Raw genomic sequence first — 15,115 nt, forward strand, 5'->3', positions numbered from 1 at the left:
AAGTGATATCTATTTGGAATATGCCAGGACAAAAAAAAGCCTCGCCCGAAGGCGAGGCTCTTTTTTTGGATGGTACTTACAGGAAGCTGTAGGTGTAGTTGAAGATCAAACGAGTCTGGTCTTGATCCAGGGTGCTGGTGTTGCCACGGTAGGTACCGTGACGCAGCGTTGTACCAAACCCTTTCAGCAAGCCTGTTTGAATCACGTAGTCGATACGCGCGTCGGTCTCGTGCTCGCTCAGGTCTTTACCAGTACCGTTGGTAGCCTTGATGTCCTGGCCATTCAGGTAAGCGATCGAAGCTTTCAGACCTGGGACACCCAGTGAGGCGAAGTCATAGGAGTACTGACCGAACGTGGTGTTTTCACCGGCACGGATAAAGCTGCCAACCGTGGCATCGGTAAACGAGTAGAAGCTGGAGCCGCCGGCACCTTCTTGACGACCCTTGTCATCAACAAGACTGCCCTGGTTCAGGAAAACGAAGCCGCCGTCATCGTTGACACGTTGGTGCCCGAGCAGGAACGCGTTACCGCCCAGGGTGTACGTGAACATGGCGCTCCAGGTCTTGTTGTCAACCTCGCCCGGGGTCTTGGCAAAACCGTTGTTGTTGTTGAAGCGGTAGCCGGCGTCGCCGTTCTTACCGTCAGAGCGGCTATCGAAATAGCGAATGTCGGTCTTGAAGGATTGGTTGGGAGCGATCGGGTAAACGTGCACCAGGCCGAGGAAGTTCTGCTTGTAGTAGTCTTCCAGGTTTGCGTAGTAGTACTGCAGCAACAGGTCTTTGGTCACTTTCCAGTCAGCACCCGCGTAACGGAACTGGTTGCTGTCCTGCGTACCGCCTGCTACCGCCAAGCCAGTTCTGTTGGAGGAGGCGCGACCCGAGGCGTGCTCCAGTTGACCCAAGTTGAAGGTCACGTTGTCGATTTCCTTCGAGGTGATGGTGCCACCGTCAAAGGTCTGAGGCAGCAAACGGCTGTCGTTCGATAGCAGAATCGGCAACTGGGGTGCCAGAGCGCCACCCAGGTGGGCTTCGGTCTTCGAGAAGCGCGCCTTGACGTTACCATCCAAACGGCTCCACTCATCCGCCGAAGCATTGCCATCGCTAGGGAAGAAGGAGTTGGCGTTACCCACCGGGTGATGACCCTTGCCGCCATCCAGATGGATACCCACAAGCGCTTGGGCGTCAATACCAAAACCAACGGTACCCGGGGTGAAACCGGACAGGTAATCGAACTTGAGCCCTTCAGCGGTTTCGCGCTGTCTGTTAGCAGCCGTACTCGGACCTTCACGCATGTCAGCGTCGTAATACATGGTGCGGGAGCTAACGGAAGCCTTGCTGTCTTCCAGGAAACCCGCGGCGCCTGCCTGCTGCGCCATAACCCCTACTGCCACGGCCAGGGCCAAGGTGGACTTGTTCATTGTTCAGCTCCTCTCGTTTCTAATTCTTGTGTTCCTGGCCCTGAGTCGAATGCCCGGGATCCTAAGATGCGCGATTAGCGCCAGACCGTGACCCACAAGTCAATCGTAACCATGTGTGTCTACGACCATCGTCTAACCCCCATTAAATTCGCTCCTGCCGGGACGTCCGCCCAAAAAGAAATCACCCAATTCTTTTTAATACCCTTTAGGAATTTAGCTCCGCGCTTTCCCCTTGAACCGGGGCATGGCACCGGCTCATAAGCTAATTCCTAAATGGTATTTGTTAGCCTTTTTTTAGATCGATTAGCTTTGATGTAACCCCGTAATCAAACCCAATCGAAAGGCAGCGCCATGACGACCAAACGCGCACTATCCAGCTTAATTGTTACAGTTTATGTATTGCTAGTGGTTTCTTCGAGCGCTCACGCGGAGAACCTCACCGTGGGCTATCAAACCGGCATCGACCCCAGCAAAGTCGCCCAGGCTGACGGCACTTACGAGCAAACCATAGGCCAGAAAATCGACTGGCGCCGGTTTAATAGCGGCCCGGAAGTGGTCACGGCGATTGCTTCGGGTGACGTACAGATCGGCAACCTCGGTTCAAGTCCGCTGGCGGCAGCCGCTTCGCGCAATTTACCGATCGTGGCGTTTATCGTTTCCGCCCAGATCAACGCGGCGGAAGCACTGGTGGTGCGCAACGGCAGCGGCATCGAGAAACCGCAGGATCTGATCGGCAAGACCATCGCTACGCCATTCGTTTCAACCTCCCACTACAGCTTGCTCGGCGCGTTGAAGCATTGGGGGCTGGATGCCTCGAAAGTCAAAGTGGTGAACCTGCAACCGGCGGAAATCGCGGCGGCGTGGAAGCGTGGCGACATTGATGGCGCGTTTGTCTGGTCGCCGGCGCTGGGGGAAATCCGCAAGACAGGCAAGACCTTGACCGACGCAGCACAAGTCGGCCAATGGGGTGCACCAACGTTCGAGGTGTGGGTGGCGCGCAAGGATTACGCGCAGAAGCATCCAGACGTAGTGGCCAAGTTCGCCAAGGTCACGCTGGACTCTTTCGCCGACTATGCCGCGCATAAAGACAGCTGGACGGCGGACTCGGTGCCCGTGCAGAAAATCGCCAAACTGACCGGTGCCAATGCCGCTGATGTGCCGGAGCTGCTGGCCGGTTCCGCGTTCCCGGATGCCAAGGCGCAACAGACCACCGCGTTGCTGGACGGTGGCACAGCCAAGGCCATTGGCGAGACGGCGAAATTTTTGAAGGAGCAAGGGAAGGTCGAGACGGTACTGCCGGATTATTCGGCGTATGTCAGCGCGAAGTTCGTTGCTGAATAACACACGTAATGATCGTTCCCACGTCGACGCCTCGACGTGGGAACGAGCAGGTCACAGGGACTTTTCGAAGATCTTCGAATTACGCTGATAGTTGTACAGCGAAGCCCGCGCCGACGGCAGGCGCTCGACGCTGCTTGGCTCGAAACCACGTTCGCGGAACCAGTGAGCGGTGCGGGTCGTCAACACGAACAAGGTTTTCAACCCCTGGGCCCGGGCACGGGTTTCGATGCGTTCCAGTAGCTCATCACCGCGACCGCCATGGCGATACTCCGGGTTCACCGCCAGACAGGCCAACTCCCCGGCATCCGAATCGGCAATCTGATACAGCGCCGCACACGCGATGATCATGCCTTCGCGCTCGACCACGCTGAACTGTTCGATCTCACGCTCCAGGACCTCGCGAGAACGGCGCACAAGAATGCCCTGCTCTTCGAGCGGACTGATCAAGTCCAGCAAACCGCCGACGTCTTCAATCGCCGCTTCGCGAACAACCTCGAATTGCTCTTGGGCGACCAGCGTACCGCCACCGTCGCGGGTGAACAGTTCGGTCAGCAGCGCACCGTCTTCGGCGTAGCTGACGATATGGCTGCGCGCCACGCCGCCCCGGCAAGCCTCTGCCGCAGCATCCAGCAGTTCAGCCTGATAGTTGCTGCCCAGGCGCTGCAAATGCGCCGGCACTTGTTGCGGGCGCAATTCGCGAACCAGACGACCGTTTTCATCGATCAGCCCCAAGTCGGCACCGAACAGCAGCAATTTATCCGCCCCCAGATCGATGGCCGCGCGGGTGGCGACGTCTTCACACGCCAGGTTGAAGATCTCACCGGTTGGCGAGTAGCCCAACGGCGAGAGCAGCACGATGGAGCGCTCGTCCAGCAGACGATTGATGCCCTTGCGGTCGACCCGGCGCACTTCGCCGGTGTGATGATAATCGACGCCTTCGAGCACACCGATCGGCCGTGCGGTCACCAGGTTGCCGCTGGCCACCCGCAGACGCGAGCCCTGCATTGGCGACGAGGCCATGTCCATCGACAGCCGCGCTTCGATGGCGATCCGCAGTTGGCCTACCGCATCGATCACGCACTCAAGCGTTGCGGCATCGGTGATGCGCATGCCGTGGTGGTAATGCGGGATCAAGCCGCGGGCAGCAAGACGGGTTTCGATTTGCGGACGTGAACCGTGGACCAGCACCAGCCGCACACCCAGGCTGTGCAGCAGCACCAGGTCGTGGACGATGTTGCCGAAGTTGGGGTGCTCGACGCCATCGCCGGGCAGCATGACGACGAAGGTGCAATCCCGGTGGGCATTGATGTAAGGCGAAGCGTGGCGAAGCCAATTAACGTATTCGGGCATGAACCTGGGCCTGTAATAAATAGCAGCCAAAAAATGGGTGAAACTGAAATGCACAGTGGGCTGATGGTTATCGTCGGAACAGGCTTGGCGACACGCGCGCTCTCCTCATGAATACAGGTTGGGACACTGGCAATTTACAAGGATTGCCAGCCATGACACAGGGGTTTCATTCAACTGACTGGCATCGGTGTTTTGGCCGGTGTCAGGCAGTAATGTTCAATCAATGAACGTAATAGATGCACGGTAGGCTGCAAACGTGACATTTCGAGGTATTCCCCCGGTTGGTGCGCACACGCGATATCACCCGGGCCGAGCACCAGCGTTTCACAGCCAAGGCGCTGAAGATAAGGCGCTTCGGTGCCGAACGCCACTGCTTCGGCCCGATGGCCGGTGAGCTTCTCCGCGACCCGGACCAATTCGGCGTCTTCGGCCTGCTCGAACGGCGGCACTTCGGGAAACAGCGGCGCGTAGTCGATCTTCACCTGATGGCGTTCGGCAACCGGCTTGAGCCGCTGCAAAATCTCCGCCCGTAACGCTTTGGGGTCCATGCCTGGCAACGGTCTCAGGTCGAACTCCAGCGAGCACTGGCCGCAAATACGGTTGGGATTGTCGCCGCCATGGATGCAGCCGAGATTCAGGGTCGGCGTCGGCACGCCGAACTGTGGATTGCGGAACTCGCGCTGCCACAACAGGCGCAGGCCACGCAGTTCGCCGATGGCATCGTGCATGGCTTCGAGGGCGCTGTGACCCAGGCGTGGGTCCGAGGAATGACCGCTCTGCCCGAGGATGTCGATACGCTCCATCATGATGCCTTTGTGCATGCGGATCGGCTTGAGCCCGGTCGGCTCGCCAATCACCGCTGCGCGCCCCAACGGACGCCCGGCTTCGGCCAGCGCGCGGGCACCGGACATGGAGCTTTCCTCATCGCAAGTGGCGAGGATCAACAGCGGCTGCTTGAACGGCTGGTCGAGCAGCGGTATGACGGCTTCGATGGCCAGGGCGAAAAAGCCCTTCATGTCGCAACTGCCCAATCCGACCCAGCGACCATCGACTTCGGTGAGCTTCAGCGGATCGGTCTGCCACAGGGCGCCATCAAAGGGCACGGTGTCACTGTGGCCCGCCAGCACCAGGCCGCCGGGACCGGAGCCGAAACTGGCCAGCAAGTTGAATTTGCCGGGGCTGACCTGCTGGATGTCGCAGGCAAAACCCAGGTCGCCAAGCCACGTCGCCAGCAAATCGATGACAGGACGGTTGGTCTGATCGAGGCTGGGCTGTGTACAACTGACGGACGGTGCGGCGATCAGCGCAGCGAACTGATCTTTCATGGACGGCAAAGGCATCGCTGACTCCCACTCCCGAATTGAAGTCCATCATAGAGCCATCTGGCGACAGGAATAAACCGCCGCGGCGCGGAGGATGATCGAGTCCTGTACACTGCACGACCTTGGCAGCCACACATTCCCCCCGGCTGCGCTCCCGATCCTGGATTTTCCGGCCATGCAGAAAGAAACTGAAATCAAACTCCGCGTCAGCCGCGAAACCCTCGCCGCCCTGCGCGAGCACCCGCTCCTGAAAAAACGCAACAAAAGTGGCTGGGAACGCCGTGAGTTGATGAACCAATACTTCGACACGCCTGAGCGCGACCTGGCCCGCGCCAAGGTTGCCCTGCGCCTGCGCAAGGATGGCGATGAAGTGATTCAAACGCTCAAGACCCGTGGCCACAGCGTCGCCGGTCTGTCCGAGCGTAACGAATACGACTGGAACCTGCCCAAAGCCAAACTCGACGTGAAGAAACTTGATGGCGAATGCTGGCCCGAAGAGTTGGCCGAGCTGGACAAGAAAACCCTGAAGCCGATTTTCACCACCGACTTCGTGCGCGAACGCGCTGAAATCGCCTGGGGCCGTGGCAAGACCAAAGTGGTCATCGAAGCCGCGCTGGACCTGGGCCACGTGGTGGTGGGCAAGCAGAAAGAAGAAATCTGCGAGCTGGAACTGGAACTGCGCGAAGGCGAGCCCGCCGCGTTGCTGGAACTGGCCGCCGAACTGGCCGCGACCCTGGCCCTGATGCCGTGTGACATCAGCAAGGCCGAGCGCGGTTATCGCTTGTACGACGCCAACAGCTACTCGCTGAGCCTGCCCGCGCCGCAGATCACCGCCGAAACGCCGCTGGACGACGCCTTCGCTGCCTTGGCCTGGCACTTGCTGAGCAGCAGCCAGCGTCTGGCCGAACAGTACCGCTTCAATGGCCATTGGCGCCTGTTGCTGGACTGGGTCGAAAACCTGGCGGAATTGCGCGCACTGTTGAGCAGTCTGGGCCAGGCCGCACCGCGTCAGTCGACTCACGATTTGCGCATAGCGCTGGATGCCTTGCTCGAAGACTGGCGTCCACTGGTGCAAGCCGGTATCGACGACGAAGACGTGCGCAAAGCCGCGCCGGAGCAGTTCCTTGAGGAACTGGAAGACCCACGCTGGGGCTTGTTCTCGCTTAACACCTCGCGCTGGTTGCTGGCCCGCACCTGGACTGCCGACCGTAACGTGCGTGGCAACCGCCAGGGCGCTGCGCAACTGGGCAGCTGGTTGCCGCGCCTGCTGGGTGAAGAAGCCACGTCCCTGCAATTGCAGCGTTATCAGCAGCAGCCAGAAGACCTGGCTGAGCAATTGCCGCGCATCGAGCGCATTCAGGCCTGGCTGCACCACGCCCGTAACGTGCTGGACATCCCGGAAATGGATCGCCTGTACGGTGAGCTGAAGCTGTTGGCGCAACTGGCCAACGAGCCAATCACCGATGAATCGCTGGATGCGCGCAAGCAGCAGGCGATTGCGGTGTATCAGAATCGTGCGTGGAAGATGCTGCTGCGCATGTGATACCCGGCGCTGATCGTTCCCACGCTCTGCGTGGGAATGCAGCCGGTGACGCTCCGCGTCACCTGGACGCGGAGCGTCCCTTGAGGCATTACCACGCAGAGCGTGGGAACGATCAATCCTTAACCCCGCAACACCGGCAAACTCGTCGTCGACTTGATCTCCGACAACGCCACAATCGAGTTCACCTCCTGTATCCCCGGCACCATCGACAGCTTCTCGAAGAAAAAGCGCTCATACGCCTCGATGTCCGCCGTCACGATCCGCAGCAAGAAATCCACCGACCCCATCAGCACGTAACACTCCAGCACTTCGGGAAAACCGCGAATCGCTTCGGTGAACTCAGTGAAGTTCGAACGCCCGTGCGCGTTGAGTTTGATCTCGGCAAAAATCTGCGTGTTAAGCCCGATCTTCTTGCGATCAAGCAGCGTCACCTGACCGCGAATGATGCCCTCCTCTTTCATGCGCTGAATCCGCCGCCAGCACGGCGACTGCGAGAGCCCCACCTGTTCGGCGATCTGTGCACTGGAGAGCGAAGCGTCCTCCTGCAGCAACGCCAGAATCTTGCGGTCATAGCCATCCAGCTCGCTGTGCATAATAAAACCTTCAATCAACGCATTATTGAATTAAACGATTCGATAAATCGCCAATACGACCAATCATAGATAAGAAATGCCCGGCAACGAATGTAAAAATTCCTCCAGAGAATATGGAGATCGACCATGCCCCCTTTGGAAGCCGTCAACACCCTGCCCACTCGCGCCGATGTCTGGAACGTCAGCAACGCCCACTGCCGCGTCCACTATCAATTGCTGGCCGAGGCCGAGCCGGACCTGCTGTGCAGAGCCCTCAACTTTTTTGCGTTGCAGTGCCTGACGCCGCAACAGGTCAATGTGCAGCGCACGGACGGTCGGCTGGCGATCGATATCGTCATGGACGGCCTGAGCTGGCATCGGGCCGAAGTGATCGCGGAAAAACTACGTAACTTGATCAGTGTGTTTTCGGTAGACCTGCAAACCGCTGATGCGGCCTGGAATGAACCGGTTCAAGCGGCGGGCTGACAAACCTCGACACGGCTTCGTCGAGTAGTGGCCCAACGGTAGGTGGCTGCGCGACTATCCTTTGCGCACCGTTGTTCATGAGGTGCCCGCATGTCCGTTCAACTCGCCATTCAGGACCGCTGGCTGGATCTCAATGATTTGCTGCGCGAACTGGTCGCCCAAGGCTTCATCAGCCAGGACTCGGCCGAGCAAGCGCTCAATGCCCGCCGTCGCCATGCCGCCAGTGGCCAGATGCATCCACTGGAATTCATCGCCAGCCAGCACCTGGACGACCTCAGCCGTCCCGGTAAACACCTGGACTTGGAAAGCCTGACCCTGTGGCTGTCACAACAGGCCGGTCAGCCTTACCTGCGCATCGACCCGCTGAAAATCAACGTTGCGGCCATTACACCGTTGATGTCCTATGCCTTCGCCCAACGACACAAGATTCTGGCGGTGTCCGTCGACCGCGACGCGGTGACCGTGGCCAGCGCCCAACCGTACGTCAACGGCTGGGAAGCCGACCTGACCCACGTGTTGAAGCTGCCGATCAAACGCGTAGTGGCCAACCCGGTGGACATCCAGCGCTTCAGCGTCGAGTTTTTCCGTCTGGCCAAATCGGTCAGCGGCGCGACCACCACCGATCAAAAAACGAGCAACCTGGGCAACTTCGAACAACTGCTCAATCTCGGTGCCAGCGACCAGGAACCGGACGCCAACGACGCGCACATCGTCAACATCGTCGACTGGTTGTTCCAATACGCATTCCAGCAACGCGCCAGCGATATCCACATCGAACCCCGGCGCGAGCAAGGCACCGTGCGTTTTCGCATCGACGGCGTGCTGCACAACGTCTACCAATTCCCGCCGCAGGTAACGATGGCGATCGTCAGTCGCCTGAAAAGCCTCGGCCGGATGAACGTCGCGGAAAAGCGCAAACCCCAGGACGGTCGGGTGAAAACCAAGACGCCGGACGGCGGCGAAGTCGAGTTGCGGCTGTCGACATTGCCGACCGCGTTTGGCGAAAAAATGGTCATGCGGATCTTTGACCCGGAAGTGCTGCTCAAGAATTTCGACCAATTGGGGTTTTCCGCCGAAGACCTGCGCCGCTGGCAGGACATGACCCGCCAGCCCAACGGCATCATTCTGGTCACCGGGCCGACCGGTTCAGGCAAAACCACGACGCTGTACACCACGCTCAAGAAACTGGCGACGCCGGAGGTCAACCTCTGCACCATCGAAGACCCGATCGAGATGGTCGAGCCCGCCTTCAATCAGATGCAGGTCCAGCACAACATCGACCTGACCTTCGCCGCCGGTGTACGCGCGCTGATGCGACAGGACCCGGACATCATCATGATCGGCGAGATCCGCGACCTCGAAACCGCTGAAATGGCGATTCAGGCCGCGCTCACCGGTCACTTGGTGCTCTCGACGCTGCACACCAACGATGCGCCGAGCGCCATCAGTCGCCTGCTCGAACTCGGCGTGCCGCATTACCTGATCAAAGCCACGGTGCTCGGCGTCATGGCCCAGCGACTGGTGCGAACCTTGTGCCCCGATTGCAAGGCCCCGCTGACCTTGGGCGAAGAAGACTGGCAAACCCTGACCAAACCCTGGCAAGCGCCACTGCCCACCAATGCCCAGCGCGCCATCGGCTGCCTGGAATGCCGCGACACCGGCTATCGCGGTCGCGCCGGGGTCTACGAAATCATGCAACTGACTGACGGCGTCAAAGCGCTGATCAATCCCGATACCGATTTGCTCGCGGTGCGGCGACAGGCGTTCAAGGAAGGCATGCGCAGCCTGCGATTGTCGGGGGCACAGAAAGTGGCGGCAGGATTGACCACGGTCGAGGAGGTTTTACGGGTGACACCACAGAGCGAGCAGAAGTAGGCTGGGCGTCACGGAACTCGATTGAGGGAATGGCAATCAAATCCCGTAGTTAACCCAGTGGAGTACCCCTATGCGTCTCAAACTTGCTGTCGCTACCCTCGCCTTGTTGTCCCTTCCAGTCGGTTCGGCGATGGCCGATAGCTTTTGGCGTAACGTCATTTCGTCCGGTGCAACCACCGGTTCGACGTACCTGACTTTCAAGGATCACAAGCTGATCGTTGCAGCCCAGGACGATGCTGGCAGCTTTGTTGCCAGTGATGGCGGTATTCGCGGTCCTTATCTGGAAGCCGCGATGCAGAAAGTCCGCGCCGACAACCCAGGCCTGCAGGCCACGGACATGGAACTGGCGAACGCGATCCTGGCGAAGAACGCCGTTGCTTCCGAGTAAGCGTTCCGGCTGAACAAAAATGCCGCTCATATGAGCGGCATTTTTTTGCCCACTGCAAAACCCCTGTGGGAGCGAGCCTGCTCACGATAGCGGTAGATCAGCCAACCTCATCAGCGACTGGTACTCCGCTATCGCGAGCAGGCTCACTCCCACAGGGGATTTGTGTTGGCCGGTAAATCAGCGGTAATCGTCTACCGGCACGCAGGCACAGAACAAATTGCGATCGCCATAAACGTTATCCACCCGATTCACCGCCGGCCAATATTTGTGCGCCCTGGTGTGTGCATCCGGCGTCACCGCTTGCTCAATGCTGTAAGGCCGCTCCCACACCCCGGTGATATCGGCCAAGGTATGCGGCGCACGCTTGAGCGGGTTGTCTTCGGCTGACCAGTTGCCATTCTGCACTTCGGTGATCTCGGCGCGGATACTCAGCATCGCGCCGATAAACCGGTCCAGCTCGGCCTTCGATTCACTCTCGGTCGGCTCGACCATCAACGTCCCCGGTACCGGGAACGACATGGTCGGCGCATGGAAGCCGTAATCCATCAAACGCTTGGCGACGTCCTCTTCGCTGATACCGGTCAGCGCCTTCATCGGCCGCAAATCCAGAATGCATTCGTGAGCCACTCGTTCGTTGCGCCCGGTGTAAAGCACTGGAAACGCGCCGGACAAATGCTGCGCCAGGTAATTTGCGGAAAGGATCGCCACCTCGCTCGCATCCGCCAGTTGCGGCCCCATCATCGCAATGTACATCCAGCTGATCGGCAGAATGCTCGCACTGCCCCAAGGCGCCGAACTGACCGCGCCGTTCTGCGCCAGCGGTCCGTCGATGGGCACCACCGGGTGATTGGCGACAAACGGCGCCAAGTGCGCGCGCACCCCGATCGGTCCCATGCCTGGCCCGCCGCCGCCGTGGGGAATGCAGAAGGTTTTATGCAGGTTCATGTGCGACACGTCGGCGCCAATGTCCGCCGGCCGCGCCAATCCGACCTGGGCATTGAGGTTGGCGCCATCCATGTACACCTGGCCGCCGTGACTGTGGATAACTTCACATATCTCGCTGATGCCTTCCTCGTACACGCCATGGGTCGAAGGATAGGTGGCCATCAGGCAGCCGAGTTTGTCGCCCGCCTCCGCGGCTTTGCCTTTGAGGTCATCCAGATCGACGTTGCCCGCCTCATCGCACTCGACGATCACCACGCGCATCCCGGCCATTTGTGCCGAAGCCGGGTTGGTGCCGTGAGCCGACGACGGGATCAGGCAGATATCCCGTGCCCCCTGTTGACGACTCTCGTGGTATTTGCGAATGGCCAGCAACCCCGCGTACTCGCCTTGAGCGCCGGAGTTGGGCTGCATGCAGATCGCATCGAAACCGGTAATCGCGCACAACCAACGCTCCAGTTCTTCGATCATCAGCCCATAACCCACCGCTTGCTCCCTCGGTGCAAACGGGTGCAGGTTGGCAAATTTCGGCCAGGTGATGGGAATCATCTCGCTGGTGGCATTGAGTTTCATGGTGCAAGAACCGAGAGGAATCATCGACTGGTTCAACGCCAGGTCTTTGTTCTCCAGTTGCTTGAGATAGCGCAGCATCTCGGTTTCGCTGTGATGGGTGCTGAACACCGGATGGCGCAGATAAGGCGAGGTGCGCAGCAGCTCGACGGGAATGCCGCAAACCACGGTTTCGGCGTCCAGTTCGTCGACGTTGAGTCCATGATCGGAGCCAAGGAAAACATCGAACAACTTGGCGACCGTGGTTTGGTCGCAGGTTTCGTCGAGGCTCAGCGCCAATTGCCCGCGCCCCAGAATCCGCAGGTTGATCTGCGCGGCCTGGGCGCTTTCGATGATAGCGGTCTGCGTACCTCCAACCTCCAGGGTCAAGGTGTCGAAGAAGTGTTTGTTGAGCCGGGTGATGCCGTGGCGTTCGAGACCGGTCGCGAGGATGCAGGTCAGCCGGTGCACCCGCTGGGCAATCCGCTTCAAGCCTTCGGGGCCGTGATAAACCGCATAGAAGCTGGCGATATTGGCCAGCAGCACTTGCGCGGTACAGATGTTCGAATTGGCCTTCTCCCGACGAATATGCTGCTCGCGGGTTTGCAGGGCCATACGCAACGCGGTGTTGCCGCGCGAGTCCTTCGAGACGCCGATGATGCGCCCGGGAATGGCTCGTTTGTATTCATCGCGACTGGCGAAAAAAGCCGCGTGAGGACCGCCGTAACCCATGGGCACGCCGAAACGCTGGGATGAACCGAACACCACATCGGCCCCCAGTTCTCCCGGAGGCGTCAGCAACAGCAGGCTCAGCAAGTCTGTGGCGACGCACGCCAGGGCTTGCTGGGCATGCAGGTGATCGATCAATGGACGCAGGTCGCGAATCTCGCCGTGGGTGTCGGGATATTGCAGCAACGCGCCGAATACCTGATGGGTTTTCAGGTTATCCAGCGCATCAATGATCAACTCGAAACCGAAGCCTTCGGCGCGGGTCTGCACCACGGAAATAGTCTGCGGGTGGCAATTCTCGTCAACGAAGAACACATTGCTCTTGGACTTGGCGACACGTTTGGCCAAGGCCATGGCTTCAGCGGCGGCCGTGGCCTCATCGAGCAACGAAGCATTGGCCAGTTCGAGGCCCGTGAGGTCGATGGTCAATTGCTGGAAATTGAGCAGCGCCTCGAGCCGGCCTTGCGCGATTTCCGGTTGGTAAGGCGTATAGGCAGTGTACCAACCAGGATTTTCCAGCACGTTGCGCGCAATGACATTCGGCGTGAGCGTGCCGTGGTAGCCCATGCCGATCAGGCTGGTCCAGACCTGGTTCTGTTCGGCGTAGCCGCGCAGCTTGGCCAGCGCGGCTTCTTCGTCGAGGGCGGGCGGCAAGTCGAGCATCCGGTTCAGGCGGATTCCCGGCGGAACTGTTTGCTCGATCAGCTCCACTCGACTGCCCAGACCGAGACTGTCGAGCATCGCCTGCTGTTCGGCGGCATCGGGCCCCAGGTGGCGGCGAAGAAAGGCATTGGGATCGCGTAACTGGCTCAAGGATGGCAACTGGGACATGACGGGCTCTCTCTTGACTGGCGCTCAACGTCGATGCAACACGGTCAAAGCAGCATAGCAGTCGATAATCATGCGGAGGGGCGTAGCGCGGTTGGCCAATTCGCATCATCATGTTCGGCGTATGCCTTACGTCCGCTGATCGGTGTCCATACTTATGAGCCAACTGCCTTTTCTGCCCTTCTCCAAACCCACCATTGATGAGACCACAATCGCCGCTGTCGGCGATGTCTTGCGTTCAGGCTGGATTACCAGCGGCCCCAAGGTTCAGGCCTTTGAAGCGCAACTCTCGGAATATTTCGGAGGGCGCACAGTGCGCACCTTCAACTCCGGCACCTGCACCATGGAAATCGCCTTGCGCATCGCCGGGATCGGACCGGGCGATGAAGTGATCACCACGCCGATCTCCTGGGTAGCCACCGCCAACGTGATTCTGGAGGTCGGCGCCACGCCAGTGTTTGCCGACATCGACCCGGTCACTCGCAACATCGACCTGGATCAGCTTGAAGCCGCCATTACCCCGCGCACCAAAGCCATTATCCCGGTGTACCTCGCCGGGCTGCCGGTGGACATGACGCGCCTTTACGCACTGGCGAAAAAGCACGGTTTACGGGTAGTGGAAGACGCGGCCCAGGCGCTGGGCTCGAGCTGGAACGGACAGCGCATCGGCGCAACCGGCGACTTCGTGTCCTTCAGTTTTCAGGCCAACAAAAACGTCACCTCCTCGGAGGGCGGTTGCCTGGTGCTGAACACGGCCGAAGAAACCCGACTGGCGGAAAAGTACCGATTACAGGGTGTAACCCGCACCGGTTTCGATGGGCTGGACGTGGATGTGTTGGGCGGAAAATTCAACATGACCGATGTCGCGGCGGCTATTGGCCTGGGTCAGTTTGCTCACATCGAGGCGATTACGGCTCATCGCCGTGAGCTGGCCAAGCACTATTTCGCCTGCTTTGGCGAGGACTTCGAAGCCCAATACGGCGCTCAACTGCCCCCGGCGGATTTCGAGAACAGCAATTGGCATTTATTCCAGCTGGTGCTGCCGGAACGCAAGGATGGCCTCGCGGCACGGGCCACATTCATGGAGCAGATGCAGGCATTGGGTGTCGGTATTGGCTATCACTACCCGCCGATTCATCTGCTGAGCCTTTACCGCGAGCGCGGATTCAAGGAAGGCATGTTCCCGGTAGCAGAACGGGTCGGACGCCTGATTGTTTCGCTGCCGATGTTTACGGCCATGAGCAAAGCGGATGTCGAGCGATCGGTGGCAGCGGTGAAGACGGTTTTGCGAGCTGCCTGAAAAAAACCCCAAAAAAAAGCCTCGAGTGATCGAGGCTTTTGCTTGTCTGGGGCTTACTCGCCGATGGCGGCTTTGTAGCCTGCAGCATCGAGCAGCTTGTCCAGATCGGCGGCGTTGCTTGGCTTGAGCTTGAAGATCCAGGCGCCGTACGGGTCGGAGTTGAGCAATTCAGGCGACCCGCTCAGTTCTTCGTTGACCGCGATCACTTCACCGGCAATCGGTGAGTAGATGTCAGAGGCGGCTTTAACCGACTCCACCACGCCGGCCTGATCTTCGGCAGCAAACACTTTGCCGACTTCGGTCAGTTCAACGAATACCACATCGCCCAAGGCTTCCTGAGCGTGATCGCTGATGCCCACGGTGACGGTGCCATCGGCTTCCAGACGGGCCCATTCGTGACTTTCGGCAAAACGCAGGTCGGCAGGGATATCGCTCATGTTCTGTATCCTCAAGAAAATTGTCAGCGGTCGTTG

At 59.4% G+C, this 15,115-nt stretch carries 12 protein-coding genes; 6 read left to right on the forward strand and 6 right to left on the reverse strand.

What is annotated here, in order from left to right:
- Window positions 1-76 precede the first annotated feature (76 nt).
- Window positions 77-1,417: an OprD family porin gene (locus HNR03_RS12520; RefSeq protein WP_259153875.1), complete on the reverse strand. Its 1,341-nt coding sequence runs from the start codon at window positions 1,415-1,417 to the stop codon at window positions 77-79.
- A gap of 351 nt (window positions 1,418-1,768) precedes the next feature.
- Between HNR03_RS12520 and tauA the strand changes: the two genes are divergently transcribed.
- Window positions 1,769-2,758: a taurine ABC transporter substrate-binding protein gene (tauA, locus tag HNR03_RS12525; RefSeq protein WP_222588919.1), complete on the forward strand. Its 990-nt coding sequence runs from the start codon at window positions 1,769-1,771 to the stop codon at window positions 2,756-2,758.
- Between the two features lie 51 nt (window positions 2,759-2,809).
- On the opposite strand, the gene argA is transcribed toward tauA, so the two are convergent.
- Both argA and argE read right to left on the reverse strand, forming a co-directional pair.
- On the reverse strand, window positions 2,810-4,108 hold the full coding sequence (gene argA, locus HNR03_RS12530) for an amino-acid N-acetyltransferase (RefSeq protein WP_222588920.1): 1,299 nt from the start codon (window positions 4,106-4,108) through the stop codon (window positions 2,810-2,812).
- Between the two features lie 170 nt (window positions 4,109-4,278).
- Complete coding sequence (argE, locus tag HNR03_RS12535; protein ID WP_259153881.1) at window positions 4,279-5,448, reverse strand: acetylornithine deacetylase; 1,170 nt, start codon at window positions 5,446-5,448, stop codon at window positions 4,279-4,281.
- Window positions 5,449-5,605: 157 nt separating this feature from the next.
- Here argE and HNR03_RS12540 point away from each other — a divergent pair, with 157 nt between their 5' ends.
- Window positions 5,606-6,973 (forward strand): inorganic triphosphatase, encoded by a 1,368-nt coding sequence (locus HNR03_RS12540; RefSeq protein ID WP_259153882.1) that lies wholly within the window; start codon window positions 5,606-5,608, stop codon window positions 6,971-6,973.
- 119 nt (window positions 6,974-7,092) lie between these two features.
- Here HNR03_RS12540 and HNR03_RS12545 read toward each other — a convergent pair whose 3' ends face one another.
- A complete protein-coding gene (locus HNR03_RS12545) occupies window positions 7,093-7,566 on the reverse strand; it encodes an Lrp/AsnC family transcriptional regulator (RefSeq protein ID WP_008012567.1) in 474 nt (157 codons plus the stop codon).
- 126 nt (window positions 7,567-7,692) lie between these two features.
- On the opposite strand from HNR03_RS12545, the gene HNR03_RS12550 reads away from it, so the two are divergent.
- From HNR03_RS12550 to HNR03_RS12560, 3 genes are all read left to right on the forward strand, one after another.
- Entirely contained in the window at window positions 7,693-8,031 is a 339-nt protein-coding gene (locus HNR03_RS12550; RefSeq protein ID WP_222588923.1) for a hypothetical protein, read from the forward strand.
- 90 nt (window positions 8,032-8,121) lie between these two features.
- Window positions 8,122-9,906 carry a GspE/PulE family protein gene (locus HNR03_RS12555; RefSeq protein WP_259153889.1) on the forward strand — a complete coding sequence of 595 codons (1,785 nt, stop codon included), beginning with the start codon at window positions 8,122-8,124 and terminating at the stop codon, window positions 9,904-9,906.
- A 70-nt stretch (window positions 9,907-9,976) separates the two neighbouring features.
- A complete protein-coding gene (locus HNR03_RS12560) occupies window positions 9,977-10,294 on the forward strand; it encodes a DUF2388 domain-containing protein (RefSeq protein WP_007951791.1) in 318 nt (105 codons plus the stop codon).
- 177 nt (window positions 10,295-10,471) lie between these two features.
- Here the strand turns inward: HNR03_RS12560 and gcvP are convergent, their stop codons facing one another.
- Window positions 10,472-13,345 carry an aminomethyl-transferring glycine dehydrogenase gene (gcvP, locus tag HNR03_RS12565; RefSeq protein WP_259153898.1) on the reverse strand — a complete coding sequence of 958 codons (2,874 nt, stop codon included), beginning with the start codon at window positions 13,343-13,345 and terminating at the stop codon, window positions 10,472-10,474.
- Between the two features lie 154 nt (window positions 13,346-13,499).
- Between gcvP and HNR03_RS12570 the strand changes: the two genes are divergently transcribed.
- Window positions 13,500-14,642 (forward strand): DegT/DnrJ/EryC1/StrS aminotransferase family protein, encoded by a 1,143-nt coding sequence (locus tag HNR03_RS12570; protein ID WP_259153899.1) that lies wholly within the window; start codon window positions 13,500-13,502, stop codon window positions 14,640-14,642.
- A 53-nt stretch (window positions 14,643-14,695) separates the two neighbouring features.
- Here HNR03_RS12570 and gcvH read toward each other — a convergent pair whose 3' ends face one another.
- Window positions 14,696-15,079, reverse strand: a complete 384-nt coding sequence (gcvH, locus tag HNR03_RS12575; protein WP_222588926.1) for a glycine cleavage system protein GcvH — start codon at window positions 15,077-15,079, stop codon at window positions 14,696-14,698.
- Window positions 15,080-15,115: the final 36 nt, after the last annotated feature.

The sequence above is a fragment of the Pseudomonas sp. JAI111 genome, assembly GCF_024809425.1.
GTDB lineage: Bacteria > Pseudomonadota > Gammaproteobacteria > Pseudomonadales > Pseudomonadaceae > Aquipseudomonas.